The 21,325-nt window shown below is 36.8% G+C and carries 22 protein-coding genes; 14 read left to right on the forward strand and 8 right to left on the reverse strand.

Features of this window, described 5'->3' with window-relative positions:
- Window positions 1-52: 52 nt before the first annotated feature.
- A complete protein-coding gene (locus ACSBRB_RS05785; protein ID WP_435031988.1) occupies window positions 53-739 on the reverse strand; it encodes a DUF1129 family protein in 687 nt (228 codons plus the stop codon).
- Between the two features lie 87 nt (window positions 740-826).
- Here ACSBRB_RS05785 and ACSBRB_RS05790 point away from each other — a divergent pair, with 87 nt between their 5' ends.
- The 4 genes from ACSBRB_RS05790 to ACSBRB_RS05805 all read left to right on the forward strand — a co-directional run bounded on the left by ACSBRB_RS05790 (window position 827) and on the right by ACSBRB_RS05805 (window position 2,686).
- Window positions 827-1,297 carry a GNAT family N-acetyltransferase gene (locus ACSBRB_RS05790; RefSeq protein WP_435031989.1) on the forward strand — a complete coding sequence of 157 codons (471 nt, stop codon included), beginning with the start codon at window positions 827-829 and terminating at the stop codon, window positions 1,295-1,297.
- Window positions 1,298-1,339: 42 nt separating this feature from the next.
- Window positions 1,340-1,642, forward strand: coding sequence for an SA0632 family lipoprotein (locus ACSBRB_RS05795; RefSeq protein ID WP_435031991.1), 303 nt, complete (start codon window positions 1,340-1,342; stop codon window positions 1,640-1,642).
- A 132-nt stretch (window positions 1,643-1,774) separates the two neighbouring features.
- Window positions 1,775-2,071, forward strand: coding sequence for a hypothetical protein (locus ACSBRB_RS05800; RefSeq protein WP_435031992.1), 297 nt, complete (start codon window positions 1,775-1,777; stop codon window positions 2,069-2,071).
- A 75-nt stretch (window positions 2,072-2,146) separates the two neighbouring features.
- Window positions 2,147-2,686: a GNAT family N-acetyltransferase gene (locus ACSBRB_RS05805; RefSeq protein ID WP_435031993.1), complete on the forward strand. Its 540-nt coding sequence runs from the start codon at window positions 2,147-2,149 to the stop codon at window positions 2,684-2,686.
- 110 nt (window positions 2,687-2,796) lie between these two features.
- Here ACSBRB_RS05805 and ACSBRB_RS05810 read toward each other — a convergent pair whose 3' ends face one another.
- The 5 genes from ACSBRB_RS05810 to mgrA form a co-directional block, all read right to left on the reverse strand.
- On the reverse strand, window positions 2,797-3,363 hold the full coding sequence (locus ACSBRB_RS05810; protein ID WP_059108094.1) for an LOG family protein: 567 nt from the start codon (window positions 3,361-3,363) through the stop codon (window positions 2,797-2,799).
- Window positions 3,364-3,377: 14 nt separating this feature from the next.
- Complete coding sequence (locus ACSBRB_RS05815; RefSeq protein ID WP_435031994.1) at window positions 3,378-3,833, reverse strand: YaiI/YqxD family protein; 456 nt, start codon at window positions 3,831-3,833, stop codon at window positions 3,378-3,380.
- 7 nt (window positions 3,834-3,840) lie between these two features.
- Complete coding sequence (locus ACSBRB_RS05820; RefSeq protein WP_435031995.1) at window positions 3,841-4,290, reverse strand: hypothetical protein; 450 nt, start codon at window positions 4,288-4,290, stop codon at window positions 3,841-3,843.
- A gap of 109 nt (window positions 4,291-4,399) precedes the next feature.
- Window positions 4,400-5,275 carry an undecaprenyl-diphosphate phosphatase gene (locus ACSBRB_RS05825; protein ID WP_435031996.1) on the reverse strand — a complete coding sequence of 292 codons (876 nt, stop codon included), beginning with the start codon at window positions 5,273-5,275 and terminating at the stop codon, window positions 4,400-4,402.
- Window positions 5,276-5,842: 567 nt separating this feature from the next.
- Window positions 5,843-6,286, reverse strand: a complete 444-nt coding sequence (mgrA, locus tag ACSBRB_RS05830; RefSeq protein ID WP_059108098.1) for a global transcriptional regulator MgrA — start codon at window positions 6,284-6,286, stop codon at window positions 5,843-5,845.
- Between the two features lie 242 nt (window positions 6,287-6,528).
- On the opposite strand from mgrA, the gene ACSBRB_RS05835 reads away from it, so the two are divergent.
- Window positions 6,529-7,455: a CobW family GTP-binding protein gene (locus tag ACSBRB_RS05835; RefSeq protein ID WP_435031998.1), complete on the forward strand. Its 927-nt coding sequence runs from the start codon at window positions 6,529-6,531 to the stop codon at window positions 7,453-7,455.
- Between the two features lie 75 nt (window positions 7,456-7,530).
- Complete coding sequence (locus ACSBRB_RS05840) at window positions 7,531-7,830, forward strand: hypothetical protein (protein WP_435031999.1); 300 nt, start codon at window positions 7,531-7,533, stop codon at window positions 7,828-7,830.
- Between the two features lie 159 nt (window positions 7,831-7,989).
- Here ACSBRB_RS05840 and ACSBRB_RS05845 read toward each other — a convergent pair whose 3' ends face one another.
- Window positions 7,990-8,265 (reverse strand): hypothetical protein, encoded by a 276-nt coding sequence (locus ACSBRB_RS05845; RefSeq protein ID WP_435032000.1) that lies wholly within the window; start codon window positions 8,263-8,265, stop codon window positions 7,990-7,992.
- Window positions 8,262-8,882: a DUF1361 domain-containing protein gene (locus ACSBRB_RS05850; RefSeq protein ID WP_435032001.1), complete on the reverse strand. Its 621-nt coding sequence runs from the start codon at window positions 8,880-8,882 to the stop codon at window positions 8,262-8,264. Before ACSBRB_RS05850 ends, ACSBRB_RS05845 begins: the two co-directional genes overlap by 4 nt.
- Window positions 8,883-9,512: 630 nt before the next feature.
- Here ACSBRB_RS05850 and norA point away from each other — a divergent pair.
- The 8 genes from norA to ACSBRB_RS05890 all read left to right on the forward strand — a co-directional run bounded on the left by norA (window position 9,513) and on the right by ACSBRB_RS05890 (window position 21,151).
- On the forward strand, window positions 9,513-10,688 hold the full coding sequence (norA, locus tag ACSBRB_RS05855) for a multidrug efflux MFS transporter NorA (protein WP_435032002.1): 1,176 nt from the start codon (window positions 9,513-9,515) through the stop codon (window positions 10,686-10,688).
- A gap of 888 nt (window positions 10,689-11,576) precedes the next feature.
- Window positions 11,577-11,627: a YSIRK-type signal peptide-containing protein gene (locus ACSBRB_RS05860; RefSeq protein WP_435032101.1), complete on the forward strand. Its 51-nt coding sequence runs from the start codon at window positions 11,577-11,579 to the stop codon at window positions 11,625-11,627.
- Window positions 11,628-11,638: 11 nt separating this feature from the next.
- Complete coding sequence (locus ACSBRB_RS05865; protein WP_435032003.1) at window positions 11,639-12,940, forward strand: hypothetical protein; 1,302 nt, start codon at window positions 11,639-11,641, stop codon at window positions 12,938-12,940.
- The gene (locus tag ACSBRB_RS05870; RefSeq protein WP_435032004.1) at window positions 12,937-16,527 is read left to right on the forward strand and encodes a YPDG domain-containing protein; all 3,591 of its coding nucleotides are present in this window, start codon (window positions 12,937-12,939) and stop codon (window positions 16,525-16,527) included. Before ACSBRB_RS05865 ends, ACSBRB_RS05870 begins: the two co-directional genes overlap by 4 nt.
- A 256-nt stretch (window positions 16,528-16,783) precedes the next feature.
- Entirely contained in the window at window positions 16,784-17,263 is a 480-nt protein-coding gene (ybaK, locus tag ACSBRB_RS05875; protein WP_435032005.1) for a Cys-tRNA(Pro) deacylase, read from the forward strand.
- Between the two features lie 270 nt (window positions 17,264-17,533).
- The gene (locus ACSBRB_RS05880; protein ID WP_435032006.1) at window positions 17,534-18,292 is read left to right on the forward strand and encodes a DeoR/GlpR family DNA-binding transcription regulator; all 759 of its coding nucleotides are present in this window, start codon (window positions 17,534-17,536) and stop codon (window positions 18,290-18,292) included.
- Window positions 18,289-19,212, forward strand: a complete 924-nt coding sequence (pfkB, locus tag ACSBRB_RS05885; RefSeq protein WP_435032008.1) for a 1-phosphofructokinase — start codon at window positions 18,289-18,291, stop codon at window positions 19,210-19,212. Before ACSBRB_RS05880 ends, pfkB begins: the two co-directional genes overlap by 4 nt.
- 1 nt (window position 19,213) lies before the next feature.
- On the forward strand, window positions 19,214-21,151 hold the full coding sequence (locus tag ACSBRB_RS05890; protein WP_435032009.1) for a PTS fructose transporter subunit IIABC: 1,938 nt from the start codon (window positions 19,214-19,216) through the stop codon (window positions 21,149-21,151).
- Window positions 21,152-21,325 lie beyond the last annotated feature (174 nt).

A 21,325-nucleotide genomic window follows, 5' to 3' on the forward strand; every position in this document is an offset into this window, starting at 1 on the left:
AAAAAGGTGGAGGTCCTTATCCTAAGAACCTCCACCTATTTTTGTGCTTGCACTATAATAGCGAAGTTGAATTTTCTTTATTATTATTGTAATGATCGAGAATTAATGCGACAGGAATGAGTATAAACGATAGAATGATGAATACCCAATTATCTATATAAATGGCTGGACCCACAGCTAAAAAGGACTGTGGAATAAACAATGTATAGAAAAATAAGATGAGCAAGATGATGACTGAAGCGTAAGTAAATAGCCACACCCATCTCGGTCGACTAAAGCATTGGAGCTGTATTGTTTTAAAAATAAGCCAAATAAATAAGAAAATCAGTATAATGCCTAGGATGAGTGAGATCGGGAACGTATATAAATAGATACGGTTAAAACCGACAAAGAATCCGATAAATCCTTTTAAAAAGGCAAAGATTCCAAGTATTAATAAAATATGATTCATGATATATTTAAAAATATTGCGTATCGTTTCATTTGGTAACGCCTTTAATTCCTTTATGGCATGGGCTTTAGGATCGTGATCAAAGAAATCTAGTGCCATTAAACCTTCATCCTCAGCTGATAATAATTGTTTGAGTACACGGTTTAACATTTTTTCAGAATCATGCGGGTTAACCCGTACGTCTGCACGGACATAGTTCATGTAGTTTTCAAATATCTCTCTATCTGTGTTGTTCAGCCTCAGTGCTTTAACATTATTTTCACGTGTGAGTTTTTGTGTAGATTTCATTGAGTCATTCAGCCCTTTTATAAGATATCGTGTAGTGTCATTATGACGAAGAATGATTGATAAATCAACGTTAGGGGAGGAATCGAAATGACACGTATCAAAGCGGAAGACAATGAATGGATCATGACCCTCGCGCAGTTACATGAAACGCAGCACTATGAACAAGGGTTCGTCCCTGAAGTGACGTCATTTTCAATTGGATTACGTGTGGAAATGATTTATAGGAGATTATTTTATGAAAATGATTATATTGAAGCGGACATTGTTCATGATCAATTGAGAGGTGTCATATGGGGCCATTATGATGATCAAAACCAAACCGTATGCATTGAATTCCTCTACGTCGAACCAGAGTATAGGCATCAACATATCGGGACGCAGTTAAAGCAACAATTAGAGCAATGGGCTAAGAAACAAGGCGCCATAGAAATAACGAGTACTGTAAAAGCGCATAACATAGAGATGGTGCGACTTAATCAGCATTTGGGTTATGATATTGATCAGTACGTGATGCGAAAATCTTTAACCTCAGGGAGTGAACCGAACGATAAAGAATGATAAAATAAGGCCTATAAAGATTCAGTGACAAAGGAGCACACTATGAAAAAATGGATGACACTTTTATTAGCTTCCACGTTAGTACTCACTGCTTGTGGTAAAAGTGATGAAAAAGCATCGCTCGAAAAGGATGTTAAACAGCTCGAAGAACAAAATAAACAACTTAAAGAAGAGAAAAAAGAACTTGAGAAAAAAGAAGAAAAACTCAAAAAAGAAGCTGAAGATTTAGAATCAGACATCAATAATGGCTCTGTAAAAGATGACGAAGATGATGAAAATAAAGATACGGATGCCCCAGAAGAAGATAGCGAAGGTGAAGTATCTGAAAATGAATCTACGGATTAAACGTCTTCGTTTTAACTGAAATAGATATGGGTATGGAACCACATACGCGATTTAATAGGGGCTTATAGATGGCCAATTTTAAAATACAATGTATAATGTATGAAATAAGTAACTTATACTGAGGTGATATAGATGCATGAACAAGCGTTTAGATTATTAGAGGGACGCGATATGACTTTACCAGAGTTAGGTAAAGAAATCGAAAATATTACAGGTCGACGTGTAGCAGATACGACAGGTGAAATTAAACGTGTCATTGCACACTTACCTAATTTTGAATCTGATACAGACACATTTGTAGTGACATATCGCTTAGATCATCAACAAGATTACATCGATGCGACATTCACAGCGCTTAAAACGGAGCGCGAACAACTTAAACAAGTGCCTGTACATATTGAATTGATGAGTTATATTTCTAAAGCTTAGTGCGCATCCATCATAGCGAGTGGATGACGTGTCTATAAGGATGGAACTCATGAGATAGTGACATATGGAGGATATATGACAAATTACATTGAAACGTCTCGTTTGATTTTGAGAGATTGGCAGGGGACAGATTTACTGCCGTTTCAGCAGATGAATGCCAATCGAGAAGTGCGCCGTTATTTTCCCTCATTACTCAGTTATCGCAAGAGCGAATTAGATATGCAGCACATGCAACAAAATATTGAACGCGAAGGCATCGGCTTGTTTGCGACCATGTTAAAGGACAGTGAAGAATGGATTGGGTTTATCGGTTTAAATTACACTCCAGTTGAAAGCAACTATCCATTTGATGACTTACCATTTTATGAAATTGGATGGCGTCTCATGCCACATGTGTGGAATCAAGGCCTTGCTACTGAAGGCGCGACGGCTGTTTTAGATTATGCAGCCCGTCACGGAATTCAGGAAGTTTATGCGATGACAGCTGAGAAAAACTTACCTTCTAGAAAGGTCATGACAAATATTGGTATGACGTTAGATGAACAATTTGAGCTACCTGAATTGAGCAAATATCATCCATTAAAACGACAAGTCAGATATTACAAAGCGATATAAAATGAGTTGAGAGGCTGCGTCAGGATTAGCGCACAATAAAGACACAAAAAAGCGGATTTATTCACAATAAGTGAGTAAACCCGCTTTAATTTTAACTTTGATGTAGGAAATCAGTCGTAAGTTCGGATGCCAGCTGGTTTATAATGTTCTATCGCTTCAATGATCTCTTCTTTAGTATCACATAGTGGTGCGAGATGTTGATATTTTTCATCGATGAAGCCTTCTTCAATCATATAGTCGAGCATTTTTTGCATTGGTTCATAAAAACCGTTGATATTGTAAACAGCCATCGGTTTTTGATGGATACCAATTTGTGACCAACTATACATTTCGAAAAATTCTTCAAGTGAACCTGCACCGCCTGGCGCCATAATAAACGCATCAGCAAGTTCTGCCATTTTATTTTTACGTTCATGCATAGAATCAACAAGAATGAGTTCACTCACTTTTTCACTTGTGATTTCACGTTCATCTAACATTTTCGGCATGACGCCAATCGTATGGCCACCTGCATCTAGCACACCATCTTGGATGGATCCCATAATACCAACGGAACCTGCGCCAAAGACGAGTTCATAACCGTGTTCAGCCATATATTTACCTAATTGATAAGCTGTTTCCATATAAACTGGATCTTTCCCTTTACTTGCACCGCAATATACTGCAATTCGTTTCATCTCTTTATTTCCTCCTACATTGTGCGATATGGTTTAATGATTTCAGAAAATCTTTCTTCAAAAAGCTTTCGATCTTGTTCTGTGAAGGGGCGTGGCCCTTTCGTACGACCACCGCTACGTCGATGTTTAGCCCCTAGATAACGTTGGTTTAACAGTTCATCGATATTTGATGTGTTATATATTTTACCTGAATGGTGTAACACAGCCGTTGCTCGATTGATTAATAGGCTTGCAAGACCATAGTCTTGGGTGATCACTATATCAGAAGACTGACAGAGTTGAACAATCTTATAATCGACAGCATCTGGGCCTTGATCGACATAGATCGTGGTTACATGTTCAGGTTGTTCAGCAGAAGAATAGTGACTATAACTCCGGACAATCACAGTAAAAATGCCTGTCCCTTTGGTTAATTCAATCACAGATTGAGTTACCGGACAAGCATCTCCGTCAATAATTACGCGTGTCATGAGTTAATTAATCTTCTTGTTGTTCTTTTTCGCTTTTCGCATGATGTTTCTCATATTTTTTGAGTTCTGAGAGGCGCTGTTTTTTATTTTTTTGTTGTGCTTTTTCTTCTGCTTTATGTCGTTGGTCGATTGATTTTTGTAATCTTTTATCGAGTTTATTCGCTTCTTTTAGATTTTGTTTAGCGAGTTTTTTACCTTTTTTCTTAATGTATGCTGGGTCATGTTCTTTAGCGATACGTTTAAGTTCACGTTTTTGATCGTGTTGATGTTTTTTATCAACGACATAGTTTTTAGCATCTACTGTTTTATGGGCGACGGTTTTAGATGTTTGTGTTGTTGCACGCGTCACCTTTTGTACATCAGGATGATTTTTAAAACGTTTACGTCCAGTAATGAGTGGCACTAAAAATACTGGCGCAACGGTAATAATCGTTTTAATTACTTGTTTTTTATCCATATAGCGCTGCCTCCATATCCATTTACTATTGTTATTATTACCCTATCATATACTAAAAAAAACTCCAAAGCGATTGTATAACATACATGCTTTAGAGGTTAAAATAAGATCAACCTGTGATATTTTTACCGATACCGAAACCGAAATATAAGATCGCGATAAAGATGACGAGCACGATACGATAAATCGCAAATGGTATCAATTTAACTTTGTTAATCAAGTGTAAGAAAGTTTTGATCGCAATGAGTCCAACAATAAATGCGACGATAAATCCGACAATGTAGAAGCCAATGTCACTGAGGTGTATGTACTCAAAGTTTTTCACTAATGACAAACCACTTGCTGTGACCATGATGGGTACAGACATGATGAATGTGAAGTCAGACGCAGATTTGTGTGTTAATTTCATGAAGACACCGGTTGAAATAGTAGAGCCGGAGCGACTGAATCCAGGCCACATTGCGATGGCTTGAGATAAACCAATGACAAAAGCTTGGAAGAAATTAATTTGGTCGACGTGTTGCGGATTTTTCACTTTTCTACTAAACAGATCAGCAGCTATCATGTAAACAGCGCCGATGAATAAACCGATCATGACAGTTGGAACACTGAATAAGTATTCTTCGATTAAATCATCAAATAATAAACCGAGAATACCAGCTGGAATCATCCCAACGATGATGTGAAGTAAATTCAAACGTTTTGGAGGCTTACCATCAGGGGTCGTTGCTTCCTCTTGTTTGTATTTACCGATATGTAACATTTCGTAATAGCGTTCACGAAAGACCCATGCTGCAGCAAAACAAGATCCTAGCTGTATGACGACTTTAAATGTAAATGCAGCTTCAGAGCCTAAGAATTCTTTAGATTTAAGCCACATATCATCAACGAGAATCATGTGTCCTGTAGATGAGACTGGCGCGAATTCTGTTAAACCTTCGACGATACCAAGAATGATAGCTTTAAACAATTCAATGATAATCATACAGAACCTACTTTCTTCATCTTAAATTTTCGAGTACATCTTTCATCAAGTCTATATAATAGCACACTAAAATGAACCGTGACTACATATATAGAATAAATGAGACTAAAGTTTTAGAAGAAGATAAACGCTCCCCAACTAAAGTACTAAGCGTATTTCTCCCCATATATACGTCTGAGATTTTCCAATCAAACCAAGCAGCGCGCTGTAGCAAAATATGTTAAAATATAGAAACTTTGAGTTAGAAGTGATACACGTGACGCATGAGTTAGTAGTGTTAGGCAATAGTGAGATGAAAGAATCATTACACAAAAAGGGGCGGTACTGGAATCTATATTGACGTAGAGTTCCTTGTCCCACCCACATGTCATCATTACTTATTTTAATGATGGTGTTCAAACATTGTAAGTCATCATCGGGGATGAGAGATAACATTGATTCATACATCCTGATTCATGTCACGCCCTTATCATTGTTCATCTTTGATAGATTAAATGTCTTCGCACAGTGATTTGTGCCTCGATGAACTTTATTGTCAGACAGCTCGTTGACCATCCCCAATGTGATTTAGTTTTTCTTATATTCGTTAAAAGCTGTAATCACTTTATCAAGTAAACGATTCAGCTCTTTAAATTCTTCTTGAGTTAATGAAGAAGCCGCAGCAACATCGTTACATGCAGTATCGAGTTCAGGGCGAATTTGTTCACTCTTAGGTGTAAGGTGAATGTATACTTCACGCTGATCGATTTCTGAACGTTCACGATGAATGAGGTCCATCTGTTCCATACGTTTTAGGAGCGGTGAGACGGTGCCTGTGTCTAAAGCTAATTCAGTAACAACTTTTTTTACGTTTACTGGTGATTCTGCCCACAGAATGGTTAATACCAAGAACTGAGGGTATGTTAGTTTATATTTTTTGAAGACATGATTTGAGTAATAGCGATTTACTTGTCTTTGCGCATTGTATAAACTAAAACAAAACTGTTCCTTCAAGTTTAGTGATTCTGACATAAAGTTCTCCTCCAGACATTCTATCCATATTGTTTCTCTCTAAATTGGATCCGAATTCGTCTTGTTATCGCATGACGAACTACATACGTTATCATAGATGATATATGAATTTAAAAGTATGTATAAGTTGTTGTAGATATTTCGAAATTCATAAAGCAACATGCTATAACAAAAATTATCTACTAACATATTAATTATATTAAAAAATTATCTATTATGCAAATAAGAGGACGGTTACTATAATGAAAAAGACAATAGACAAGTCATTATCAATCTCAATCATTACCGGATTCCTGGGAAGTGGAAAAACATCATTCCTCAACCATTATATTAAGGAATTATTAAAAAATAATGAGAAACCTGCAATAATTGTAAATGAATTTGGAGATTTTAATGTCGATGGACACCTTGTCAATGGCGACATTGAAACCGCAACCATATTAAACGGATGTGTTTGCTGTGAATTAAATCAAGATTTAGTACAACAGCTTAACATTTTTAATAAACAGGGGGATATCGATCACATTATAATAGAAGCAACAGGTATCGCAGAACCATTAGAAATTATCGCTGCGTGCCAAGATCCAAGCATCGTACAAGATGTTGAGCAGCCGTTTGTAATCACGTTGATCGATGCATTACGTTATGTGAAGCGGAACCAATATACATCAAACGTAAACGGATTAATGGAACGACAAATAAAATATGGAGATTTGTTGCTCGTGAATAAGATGGATTTAATTACTGAGCAAGATCAAGAAGCACTTCAACATATCAAGCAATTAAATCCAACTGCGCACTATATTGAAACGATGTATGGTCAAATTCCAGATACAGATTGGAGTCAAACTAAGGATCATGGTCAGTTAGCTCATGCGCATCATCATTCACATCATGGTATCAATTCGATGAAGTATACATTTACAGGGCCGATTCAACGCCAGCTATTCAATCAATTTATTTTACGCTTACCGGAAAATGTACTTCGGTTAAAAGGATTTGTTTCATTTAAAGATCAACCAGATCTTGTTTATACGTTTCAATTTTCTGGATTGTTCCCAGAATATGAGGTGATCGACGCAGAAGTGCCACTCACAGTTGTATTGATTGGCGAACAATTGGATGAAGATCGCTTAAGAAATCAATTAGACATGTTACAATTCACTTAATTGTTTTCAACAAGGATTGAACGTTTCATGCTGTGAGATTATAATGGGAGAATATGAAAGAAAGAGGGAAGGTTAATGGCTGAAAACAGTGAACAATATCTCGAGAATCAACGTAAATTCGAACGAAACACCATTCATTTGCCTTATCTAGGATTTGCGATTATCGTATTATTAGCCAATATCATTTATCCTGATATTAACTTAATGATGGTTTTATTTGGATTGTTCTTTCTCTATAATGGCGGCATCTTCTTTGTGGCTTTCATCAAGCACTTCAAACGTACGATGCTGTTAACATTTTTACTCACAATCCTATCGTTAGGTTTATTTGTGGCTTCCATGTTCCTATATGCAAAAGCAAACAATCTCATATAAACAATAATAAACACACTCAAGTACGGATGTAACAAGGAGGGCGCGCGTTTTATTTTTTATAAGGCGTCATAACCCCTGTGGACAATACCAGTATTGTGAAAATGACTTGTTACGACGTGAGACTTGAGTGTGTTTATTATTATCTAGGGATATTCGTTTTTAAAATATAAATAGAAATAGATACAGTGCAACAAATTCGAGAAATGTTGCGAGGTAAATGATTTCAAGGCGTATCTTTTCTCTCGCGGGTACATTCCACTCAGGGAAATAGCGTTCATAGTAAGTTAATTGGAGTATAAATATGCCGATACCAAATGGCAGTAACATAAGTAAAATACTGAGCCACAAGCTAAATCCAATATCATGGAGTAAATGGCCTATGAGGAGTTGTAAAATGACGATAATACCGATGAATATCCAAATTTGTGTGGTCATTTCGCAATACGAACTCCTTTCATAAATAAGTATAATAGGCCTTGTAACAACACCATAAACAGAATGAAAATAAATGCATTTAAATCAAACTGTTGCCATACGAGCGTGAATATACGTGATGGTTCATTGATGAGATAAACAGAATGGAATCTTAAGAAACGACCAATGTAAATGCCTAAACCATCTAAAAACATCAATGCAACTACTAAAACATGATTAAGCCAAACATGCGTCGTAAAATGATCCAATTCCAAGAACATAAGGCATAAACAGTAAAGTGCCAAACATACGCCTGCAACGAGAAAGCTGAAATGTGCCCATTCCATCAATACAAGAGCTGAACGAAAATCAAAACTAAATTGATTTAAATGGATCATATCCGTCACCATATAAAAGGTGTTCGGCACCATGAATACAAATATCAAGCCAATTAAAATAAATAAAGGCCATTCATATGCTTTGTGCGGTTTAAATAATTTGAGTAGAAAGCACAATTCAAATGGAATATATGCCAGTATTAAGTTTAAAGTCATAAATGGTAATATATGACTGAAATAGGTTAACGATAGCGTAATCAAAATAATGAAAACGATACGAGCAATATAACGCGCTAACATGACTAAACCTACTTTCCTAAAGGGATAAAAATATAAGTTGCTTGAGCTACACGCACTTGTTACAACTAAAGTATACAATGGATTTAAGATGCGTATGTAGCAACGATAATTAAATAATAATCATTAGGGTTACTGAAAAACAGATGTCTAAAGTCGAAAGTTTTATATTCAAGAGAGTAATCAAGTTTTAAATGATAGCGAAATGTTGTGTATTTATTAGGTTTATAGGGATACACCACACCACTATTAGTTGATAAATGATTCATTAAATCAGCTTTTAATACTACGCTGATAAGTAATACTTAGCAATTAATAAGATAAAGCAATTTTTCTTTGATGTAAATGCGAAAAGTTCAAACAAGATATTGAATAATTATACATATGCAAAAATGTGTGATTCTGTTTCTTAAGTGCATATATGAATTATTTTAGTATCCGAGAGTTGAAATAGTTATTTTCAGGATGAAAATGTGAGACAGGTTGATTATTTCTTGTTATATAAGAAAAATTTATTGCATTTGTACAATATTATGGTATAAAATACAGGTTCGGTAAATTTTTAACAACTAGGTAACAATATATTGATAATTATCAATATAAATGAATTAAAATAAGTCTGGGGGCGGAAGTATGAAAAAACAATTAGCAATTTTGTATTTTAATATATTTTTAGTATTTTTGGGGATCGGTTTGGTTGTTCCAGTGCTTCCGGTATATTTGAAGGATCTCGGACTCAAAGGGGGCGACTTGGGTATCCTCGTCGCTGTATTCGCCTTTGCTCAAATGATTATTTCTCCCTTTGGTGGTAATTTAGCAGATAAATTAGGTAAAAAATTAATCATTGTCATCGGATTAGTACTCTATGCAGTTTCAGAATATCTGTTCGCAATAAGTAATACATTTGCACTGTTGATTATATCCAGAATTTTAGGCGGCTTTAGTGCCGGTATGGTTATGCCAGGTGTTACAGGTATGATTGCGGATATCTCACCAGGTGCAGATAAAGCGAAAAACTTTGGATATATGTCAGGTATTATCAACACTGGTTATATTCTTGGTCCAGGGCTAGGGGGATTCCTCGCTGAATTCTCACACCGCCTTCCATTCTTTGTCGCAGGTACAAGTGGGGTTATTGCACTCATACTGTCAGTAATCTTATTGAAAAATCCTAAACATGAAACGCAAGCTGGATTTGCAACCATTTCTACAGAAACCATTTCAAAAATTAATCTTAAGGTGTTCATTACGCCAGTCATTCTAACGTTTGTCCTAGCGTTTGGATTGTCTGCATTTGAAACATTATTCCCATTATATGCAGCAGATAAAGCAGACTATTCTCCTATCGATATCTCTGTAGCCATCATGGCTGGGGGTGTGCTAGGTGCATTGATTCAAGTCTTCTTATTCGATAAATTAATGAAATTTATGTCTGAATTAAACTTTATTATTTGTGCCTTGCTTTATTCCATCATTGTATTATTCAGTTTGACATTATCACATAGTTATTGGCCAATCATGTTGATTAGTTTTATCGTATTTATTGGTTTTGACTTAATTCGACCAGCACTGACTAATTATTATTCAAATATTGCAGGAAATAGACAAGGTTTTGCAGGCGGACTCAACTCTACATTTACAAGTATGGGTAACTTTGTTGGTCCACTGATCGCAGGTGCAGTTTATGATATCTATTATGAATTGCCACTTTTCATGTCCATGCTGATAATGGTCGGAGGTATTATAGTCATTTACATTGAAAAAGCAGTCCGTCGAAATCTTAGAAAGAAAAACCAATTAGATGAGTAATTCTGCTATTATGATCAGAATGGCAAACTTTATATAATAGAAGGACACGATTTTTGAAGAGCCAAGCGTAATCGATTTGTTACAAAAAATTAAATATGTGTCTAATTAGAGGAGACTTATTTCTATCACAATATGAAGAAATGAGTCTCTTTTTTTACGTTGTTTAGGATATTTTATATAAGAGTAAAGAAATTATTGAGAAACTCCAAATAATTTTACCCAACTTTACTTAAAACTTATTGATAAAAAGGTCTGATAGAAAACATGAGTTTGCAGTTTTAAGAAGACAAGTTATTCAAAAATTAAAGCCAAAAATTGCAAAAAAAGATATTTTGGCAATATAAATTTTAAGTAAATCAGAATGATTAAGTTTTAAGTTGTGATGATAGGGTAAATAGGTTACATAAAACTTTGTTGTCCAGTCACATAGTTGTGGCATCTGATAGTTGTGCACATGTTTTTATGTGAAAATGTAAGCAAAACCGTAATTTAACTCTTTTCGGATCCAGAATACACCGCTTAGACCGGAGGATTAAGCCTACTAGAATAATTCCTATCTGTAATAAATATTTAATTCTAATTAACTAAAGTATATAAAAAATAACTATAATAAAAAGTATTTAATGCAATATTATACATAACGATAAGCTAAATTTACTTAATTATTTGGAACGGCAGATGAAAAAGATTAAGAAATTGTTACAATTAATAAAAAGTTAAAAATTAAGTTGTGTTATATCTAGTTTTTGATTATAATGAATTTTGTATGGAAAAGGGAATATTTGTTTATTTCAATTATCCGTACCAAAATCAAAATCTGGAGGTATGCACATGAAAAAACGGAAGAAACGTTCAGGTAGCAGAAGATTAGAATTTCTGCCTAACCGTATGAACAAGTATTCTATTCGTAAGTTTACTGTAGGCAGGCATCAATTTTAATTGGTGCAACATTGTTCTTTGGTGTAAACAATGATGCACAAGCAAGCGAAGTAGACAACGAGAATAAAGAAACAACAACTCAAGGCACAACGCACTCTGACGCAACTACGGAACAGCAATCACCAGAAGTAACTCAAGAAGAAAGCACTGAAAATGAATCAGCAGATGTTGAAACTGAAGAAACAGAATCAGAAGATAATGTTTCAAGCTCTCAAAACACTGAAGATTCAGAAGAAGGAGAAGCTAATCAATCTTCCGAAGATACTGAAAGTGCTGAAGATACATCATCTGATGACCAAAATGTAGAAGCAACTCATGAACAAGAAGAATCAGAAGATGAAGAAACAGCTGAAGAAGCGTCAGAAGATGAAGAATCTGAACAAACCGAAGATGAATCAGCAGAGGACGAAGAATCAACTGAAGAATCAGAAGACGAAGATTCAGAATCATCAGCTGATAGCGTATCAGAGGATGTCGAAGAAACTTCTGAAGACGAAGACACAGATTCTAACGACAAATCATCTGAAACATCATCAAATGAAGAAGAATCAGAAGATGAAGATGCTCAACGTGAAGATGAAGTCGAAGAGTTAGAAAATGAAGAATCAGAAGTGACTGACGAAAATGAATCATCTGAGGACCAAAAATCCGAAGAGTCAGCTAAAGAGTCAGATGCTAAAGAAGAATCTGATGAGTCAAAACAGGAAGATGAACAATCTGAAAATCTTGGCGTGAATGAAAACTCTGAAAATTCGGATGATAACGAACAAACAGAAAAACAATCTGAAGAAGCTGAAACTGAATCAGTAGAAGAAAATAAACATGATTCAGAAGAAGTTACTGAAGATCAAATACCAGAAAATGAATTGAAAGCAAACGAAGCTACATATACTGATGATGCTGTTCGTAATAATAATGTTTCAACATTAAGAGCAAACTCTATCAATACATTAGCTTCAGGTTCACCTTTAAATTCATCAAGAGATATTAATGAAGCAGGTGTAGTTCCACCAGCTACTGTTAGAGGTAAAGAAAAATTTGAAAAATATGGTGACGTAGAATTCCAAAAACCTAATGATTTATTAGCGGAAGAAGTTGCCAATTTCAATTACAATGTAGGACCTAAGAAAAAAATGGGTGCTCTTCAACTCGAAGATAAAATCTCATTTAAAAATGATTTTGATTTTAATATAAAAATTGCTAACAACCACACTGGTAAATACAGTGGTGGTGACGGATGGGGCTTAATCTTCACTAAAGGTGACGGCGAAGATTATATGCAAAATGGTGGTATCTTAAGAATAAAGGTATGAAAGATGCTGCTGGATTTAAAGTAGATACTGCTTACCATTATGATGATCCTATGGACCAAGAAGCCGAACAACAAAAAGGCGGAGAATTCCAAGGATATGGAACATTTGTTAAAAATGGACCAAATGGTACAACTCAAGCTGTAGGTACTAATGTTCCGAATAAGAAAAATAAAGAAAATAAATTCGATTACGCAGATAATACGAATGATAATAATAATGATGGAAAATTCCACGGTCAAACATTAAGTAATCTACATTTAAGTTATGATTCAGATAGTGAAACATTAACAGCTGAATACGCTGGTAAACAATGGAAAGCAACATTATCACAATTAGGATTAAATAAAGATGATGAATATAATTTCTTAATCACTTCTAGTCAAACTTATAACAACCCTGTAGTACCTACTAGAGATATTGGTTGGATGAGAACAGATTTAAATGGTTCTACATTTGAATATACTCCAAGTTCTAATGCTGCTGAAGAGCACAATCCTGGATACAATCCAACTAAAACAAAACCAGGTAAACAAGTGAGTGTAGATCAAACAGGAGATCAAAATATTCCGCAAGGAAGTAAATTTGAAATTCCACAAACACCACAAGGTTGGAATGCAAACATTGATCAAAACAATGGAACAATCACAGTAACACCACCATCAAACGCAAAACCAGGAACAAAACAAGATATTCCGGTTAAAGTCACATATCCAGATGGTACTGTTGATGATACAAATGCACAAATCGAAATTGTATCTGATCAAGCAGCAGATCACAATCCAGGCTATGACGCTGCAACAACAAGACCTGGTAAACAAGTGAGTGTAGACCAATCTAAAGATCCAAATATTCCTCAAGGAAGTAAGTTCGAAATTCCACAAACACCACAAGGTTGGAATGCGAATATTGATCAAAACAACGGAACAATCACAGTGACACCACCAGAAAATACAAAACCAGGAACAAAACAAGATATTCCAGTTAAAGTCACATATCCAGATGGCACTGTAGATAATACAAATGCTCAAATTAATGTTATCTCTGATCAAGCTGGCGATCATAATCCAGGATATAAACCATCAACAACAAATCCTGGCAAACCAGTGGAAGTTGATCAAACCGGAGATAATAATTTACCAGACGGTACAGAATTTGAAATACCAGAAGGTAGCACACCAGAAGGTTGGGAAGCAACAGTAGGAGACGATGGTAAAGTTGTCGTAACACCTTCAGAAAATATCAAACCAGGTACAACAGAAGATATTCCAGTCAAAGTTAAATATCCAGATGGTACAACAGATGATGCACCAGCGAAAGTCACTGTTAAAGATACAGAGGCTAATCAACATAACCCAGGATACAACCTATCAACAACAAACCTTGGTAAACCAGTGGAAGTTGATCAAACTGGTGACAATAAATTACCAGACGGTACAGAATTTGAAATACCGGAAGGTAGTACTCCAGAAGGCTGGGAAGCAACAGTAGGAGACGATGGTAAAGTTGTCGTAACACCATCAGAAAATATCAAACCAGGTACAACAGAAGATATTCCAGTTAAAGTTAAATACCCAGATGGTTCAACAGATGATGCGCCAGCGAAAGTCACTGTAAAAGATACTGAGGCAAATCAACACGAACCAGGTTACGAAGATACAACAACAAATCCAGGTAAACCAGTAAAAGTACCACAAACAGGAGATACAGACTTACCAGATGGTACACACTTTGAAAAACCAAGTGATATACCAGAAGGTTGGGACGTAGATGTAGATCCAAATGATGGTACAGCAACAGTAACGCCACCGGCAGATGCACAACCAGGTGACGAAGCAGATATTCCGGTTAAAGTTGTATATCCAGATGGATCAAGTGAAGACGCACCAGCGAAAGTCACTGTAAAAGATCCAGAAGCAAATCAACATAATCCAGGATATAAACCATCAACAACAACCCCTGGTAAACCAGTAGAAATTGATCAAACTGGAGATAATAAATTACCGGAAGGTACAGAATTTGAAATACCAGAAGGAAGCACACCAGAAGGTTGGGAAGCAACAGTAGGAGACGATGGTAAAGTTGTCGTAACACCATCAGAAAACATCAAACCAGGTACAACAGAAGATATCCCAGTCAAAGTTAAATATCCAGACGGATCAACAGACGATGCGCCAGCGAAAGTCACTGTTGAAGATACAGATGCTAATCAACACGAACCAGGTTATGAAGATACAACAACTAAACCAGGTAAACCAGTAAAAGTACCACAAACAGGAGATACAGACTTACCAGACGGCACACACTTCGATGGACCAAGTGAAGTACCAGAAGGCTGGGACGTAGATGTAGATCCAGATGACGGTACAGCAACAGTAACGCCACCGGCGGACGCAGAACCTGGAACAGAAACTGACATTCCAGTAAAAGTCACATATCCTGATGGCACAACAGAAGATGTTCCAGTTAAAGTGACAGTAGATTCAAATCAAGCTGGAGAGCATGAACCAGGTTATGAAGATGCAACAACAAAACCAGGTAAACCGGTAGATGTACCACAAACAGGAGATACAGACTTACCAGATGGCACACACTTTGATGGACCAAGTGAAGTACCAGAAGGTTGGGATGTAGATGTAAATCCAGATAATGGTACAACAACAGTAACGCCACCGGCGGATGCAAAACCAGGCACAGAAGTGGAAGTACCAGTGAAAGTCACTTATCCAGATGGCACAACAGAAGATGTTCCAGTTAAAGTGACAGTAGATTCAAATCAAGCTGGAGAGCATGAACCAGGTTATGAAGATGCAACAACAAAACCAGGTAAACCGGTAGATGTACCACAAACAGGAGATACAGACTTACCAGATGGCACACACTTTGATGGACCAAGTGAAGTACCAGAAGGTTGGGATGTAGATGTAAATCCAGATAATGGTACAACAACAGTAACGCCACCAGCGGATGTGAATCCAGGTACAGAAATAGAAGTACCAGTGAAAGTCACTTATCCAGATGGCACAACAGAAGATGTACCGGTTAAAGTGACAGTAAGTCCAAATGACGCTCAAAGTCATACACCAAATTATGACGGAGCATCTACAAAACCAGGCAAACCAGTAGATGTACCGCAAACAGGAGATGTACCAGACGGTACAGAATTTGAAGTTCCTGAAGATGGCATTCCTGAAGGTTGGGATGTAAATGTAAATCCAGAAGATGGTACAACGACAGTAACGCCACCGGCGGACGCTGAACCAGGTACTGAAGCTGAAATTCCAGTCAAAGTGACATACCCAGATGGATCAACTGAAGAAGTACCAGTTAAAGTAACAGTTGAAGAAGATGAAGAAGGAGATGCAGATGCGGACGCTGACGCAGATGCCGATGCAGACGCTGACTCTGATTCAGACGCAGATGCCGATGCCGACGCCGATGCTGACGCTGACTCAGATGAAGAAGCATTACCTGATACAGGTAATAACAACAGTGCACAAAATGCTACATTACTTGGTAGCTTGTTCGCTGGATTAGGTTCATTATTCTTACTCGGTAGACGCCGTAAAAACAATAATGAAGAAAAATAATCATCAATAAATGATGAGCCAGACCCTTAATCGGGTCTGGCTTTTTTATGTTTTATAATGAAAGTAAACAAACGCACTAATTATAATGAAGAAATTGAAAATATTTGACTCAGTACTCTTGTTTATACATATTTAGGTATTAAAGTTGGAAATAGAAAAGTATGTCGTTACTATCGATATAAATATCTCAGAAGTTTATAATAATGTTGACTCTAAAAAGTAAACCTCTTACATAAATATTTAAGGAGAGATGACGATGGCAAAACGTAAGAAAACAAATGCAATGCGTATCTTGGATCGAGAAAAAATTGATTATCATGTCAATGAATATAAAGTTGATGAAGCACATTTAGATGGAGTAACAGTGGCCCACGAGGTGGGTGTAGATGAATCAGAGGTTTATAAAACATTAGTTTTAGAAAACGCTAACCATGAGCACTTTGTGTTCGTGATTCCAGTGAATCAATCCTTAGACATGAAAGTGGCTGCTCAGGCAGTGAACGAGAAAAAGCTCAATTTAATGCCACTTGAAGATCTTAAACGTGTGACAGGTTATATCAGAGGAGGTTGTTCTCCAATTGGTATGAAAAAAGCATTTCCTACCGTTATCGATACCTCAGCAGAACCAAAATCTTCCATTTATATTAGTGGTGGAGAAAGAGGGACACAAATTCACATTGCAGTACAGGATTTGATGCATCTCACGCATGCTCAACTTTCAAACGTGACACAATAATAAGTATGTTCAAGTGTCGTTAATAAAGCATGAGAGTTAATTATAAAAGAGCCTACACATACAATATTTCACAGTGCCACATCGTTTAATAAGAATGATGTGGCTATATTATGGTATCAGACATAAAAAGTACTTATTAAAGCCATTCGATATATGATCTATTATTCATAAAACGTTCAAAAACAATGACTGTTTTTGAATGTTTTTGATTAAAATTGATTGAAATGTATCCGCTTTCGTTTTATAATACAAACCAAGAGAGGTGCAAAGATGATAACAGAAAAACGTCATGAGTTGATTTTGACAGAGTTAGCAAAGAAAGATTTCTTAACATTACAAGAATTAATAGATCGCACAGGATGCAGTGCCTCAACTGTACGTAGAGATTTGTCTAAATTACAACAAATGGGTAAGTTATCACGTGTGCATGGGGGTGCCACTTTAGATACCTCTTCTAAATTTGAACCGAATCTTACAGATAAAAGATCACAGAACTTAAGAGAAAAACAAACGATAGGCAAACTTGCTGCGAATTTGATACATGACAATGATTGTATCTTTATCGATGCGGGTTCAACCACATTAGAAATGATTCCTTATATCACAGCACGTGATCTGACTGTAGTGACTAATGGTTTAACACACGTTGAAGAATTGTTAAAACAAGGGATTAAAACTTTTATTGTAGGGGGACATGTTAAATCGACAACCCTAGCGACAATTGGAGGCAGTGCACTCGATACGTTACGACGTTATCGTTTTGACAAAGCATTTTTGGGCATTAATGGGATTGATGTGAATCATGGGTTAACCACACCGGATGAACAGGAAGCTTTAGTTAAAGAATATGCGATGCGTCTCAGTCAACAAAGCTATGTTTTAGCCGATCATACGAAGTATCATCGCCGATATTTTGCACATGTATCGACTTCAGATCAACTATCTATCATAGCTTCAACACAAGTCGCACAACTCGACTGTTATGAACAATTACAGCAACAATATTCAGTTATAGGAGGAGCAAAATGATTTACACCGTGACCTTTAATCCGTCTGTTGACTATATCATGCATTTAGACGGCTTTAATATCAGTGAATTAAATCGAGCAACGACAACACATAAATTTGCTGGAGGAAAAGGTATTAATGTTTCTCGTGTGTTGCGCACATTAGACGTAACTTCAACTGCACTGGGCTTTATTGGTGGCTTTACGGGAGAATTTATCGTTGACACTTTGAAACAAGCACATATTAATGAAGCTTTTGTGCGAATTGATGATGACACACGTATGAATGTGAAGTTGAAAACGGGCCAAGAAACAGAAATTAATGCACCTGGACCAACGATTACAACCGATCAATATGAAACATTAATGGATCAAATCAAACAAACAACCGAACAAGATACAGTCATCGTAGCAGGTAGTATTCCTAAAAGTATCCCATCAGATGTGTATGGCCAAATTGCAAAAATCACACAACAAACGGGTGCACAACTCGTAGTTGATGCTGAAAAAGATTTACTAGAAACAGTGTTACCTTATCAGCCGATATTCATTAAACCAAATAAAGATGAATTGGAGCACATGTTTGATACGACTATTCAAACAGATAAAGATGTTCTATATTATGGAAGAAAAATACTCGAACGTGGTGCACAAGCAGTCATCATCTCTTTAGGCGGTGATGGTGCAATTTATCTTGATCAAAATCAAAGCTTAAAAGCAACGGTTCCGAAAGGTCAAGTCGTAAATACAGTGGGTTCAGGAGATAGTACTGTTGCAGGTATGGTCGCAGGTCTTGATGCTGGATTATCTATTAACGATGCATTCCGCCAAGCCGTATCAGCAGGTACAGCTACAGCTTATAACGATGATTTAGCAACTGCAGAAGGAATCCAAGACGTTCAATCACAAGTAACGATTGCAACACTAGATGGGAGTGAATAACATGAGAATCACAGAGTTATTAACGAAAGATACTATTGCGATGGATTTAACGTCCACAAATAAAGATGGTGTTATTGATGAATTAGTCAATCAGCTTAACCAAGCAGGAGTTTTAAATGATGTAGCAGCTTATAAAGAAGCCATTCACAATCGTGAATCTCAAAGTACGACAGGTATCGGAGAGGGGATCGCGATTCCACACGCAAAGGTTTCAGCAGTAGATAAACCAGCCATTGCGTTTGGTAAATCTAAAGCAGGTGTGGATTATCAAAGTTTAGATATGCAACCAGCTCATTTATTCTTTATGATTGCTGCACCCGAGGGAGGCGCACAAACGCACTTAGATGCTTTGGCAAAACTTTCAGGAATTTTAATGGATGATCAAGTTCGCCAAGCTTTATTAGACGCAACATCACCTGAAGAGATTTTAAACATTATTAATCAAGCAGATGACGAAGCGACAGACGAGGAAACAGCAGAAGCAGAAACGACTACGGCACCTATCGATGCTGATGAACCATATGTTTTAGCCGTGACTGCTTGCCCAACAGGTATCGCACATACGTATATGGCGAAAGATTCTCTGAAAAAGCAAGCCGAAGCGATGGGTATTAAGATTAAAGTAGAAACAAATGGCTCAGGTGGGGTTAAAAATCGTTTAACCTCTGAGGATATCGAGCAAGCGACAGGGATTATCGTCGCAGCAGATGTGCACGTTGAGACAGACCGCTTTGATGGTAAAAATGTGATAGAAGTTCCGGTTGCTGATGGTATTAAACGACCAGAAGCGCTCATCAACCAAGCGTTAGATACATCTCGTCAACCATTTGTTGCGCGTGGAGACAGCAATCAAAAATCAGCGCAAAATAGTGGAGAAAAACAAGGCGCTGGGAAAACCATTTATAAACACTTAATGAATGGTGTATCTAACATGTTACCGCTTGTCATCGCTGGCGGTATCCTCATGGCAATTGTGTTTTTAATCGGACCTAACTCATTTGATCCGAAAAGTAGTCAATACAATGAATTTGCAGCGCAATTATGGAAAATTGGTAACGAAAGTGCCTTTGCCTTAATTATTCCAATCTTATCTGGCTTCATTGCGCGTAGTATTGCGGATAAACCTGGTTTTGCAGCTGGTTTAGTCGGTGGTATGTTAGCAGTTGCAGGTGATTCTGGATTCCTAGGTGGTTTGATTTCCGGTTTCTTAGCAGGTTACTTAACACAAGGTATTAAATATTCCGTTAAATGGTTACCTCAATCATTAGAAGGTTTAAAACCTACATTAATTTATCCGTTAATTTCTGTAGCAATCACTGGATTACTTATGATTTACGTCATCAATCCACCGGCATCTTGGTTAAATAATCTATTGATAGATGGACTAAACAGTTTATCTGGTGCAAACATTGTTATCCTCGGCTTTGTCATAGGTGCGATGATGGCTATCGATATGGGTGGACCATTTAATAAAGCGGCTTATGTCTTTTCTACTGCAGCGTTAACAGCCGGCAATACTGCGCCGATTACTGCAGCAATGGTGGGTGGTATGGTGCCACCGATTGCGATCGCAACAGCAATGATTATGTTCCGCAAGAAATTTACGAAAGAGCAAAAAGGTTCTATTGCACCTAACTATATTATGGGACTTTCATTTATCACAGAAGGTGCCATTCCATTCGCAGCGGCAGACCCATTACGTGTCATTCCTTCTATGATGGTTGGTTCTGGTATTGCAGGTGCTATTGCGTTAGGTTTAGGTTCTGCAATTAGCGCGCCTCACGGTGGTATTGTAGTTATATTCGCAGATTTTGTTCATGTGCCTCAAACATTACTTGCTATTGTGATTGGCTCAATTGTTTCAGCGATTATTTATGGTTTATTAAAACCGAGAGTGACTAACGTAGAAAAAGCAGCTTCCCAATCTATGGATGAATAATTAGAATATAATTCCACACGGTGTTCCTCATATCAGGAATACCGTGTTTTTTCTTGCTCTAACCAAAATATGGTTCCATGTTTTCATACATTTGTTTTAAATATTTTTAAAATGACGAGTAATATTATGTGTTAACTTTTTCATTATTGTACAATGAAGATAATCATAAATAAA

The sequence above is a fragment of the Staphylococcus auricularis genome (assembly GCF_051172115.1).
Classification (GTDB): domain Bacteria; phylum Bacillota; class Bacilli; order Staphylococcales; family Staphylococcaceae; genus Staphylococcus; species Staphylococcus auricularis_A.